The following is a 281-nucleotide window of genomic DNA, read 5'->3' as shown; positions in this document are numbered from 1 at the left end:
TCGCGTTCTCGAACGCGGCGCAGGCGCAAATCGAAGTTGCCCCGATCAAGGAAGCCGAGCTCGCCTGCGAGCAGGCCCTCAAGATCGGCACCATCGAGGCGCTAGAGGACTATCTGCATCGTTATCCGAATGCGCCGACGGCCTGCAAAGCGCTGGCTTTGAACAGCCTGTCACAGTTTGCAGCCGGTGGTGGAAACGGGAACGGTGGGGATGGCGGCGGCCGCTACGGCGGATAAGCGCCGATTTTCTCGATAAATGTCAGGCGGACGCGCCGTCGCGAA

1 protein-coding gene is annotated in these 281 nt (G+C 62.3%); it reads left to right on the top strand.

Annotated elements, in window-relative coordinates; genetic code table 11:
• A partial coding sequence (locus EN859_RS38585) for a hypothetical protein (protein ID WP_189502610.1) occupies nucleotides 1–236 on the top strand: 236 nt, incomplete at its 5' end.
• Nucleotides 237–281: the final 45 nt, after the last annotated feature.

This window comes from Mesorhizobium sp. M00.F.Ca.ET.216.01.1.1 (assembly GCF_004010325.2).
Taxonomy (GTDB): domain Bacteria; phylum Pseudomonadota; class Alphaproteobacteria; order Rhizobiales; family Rhizobiaceae; genus Mesorhizobium.
Note: the sequence above shows the minus strand (reverse complement) of the source record. Positions and strands in the feature narration are given on the sequence as shown.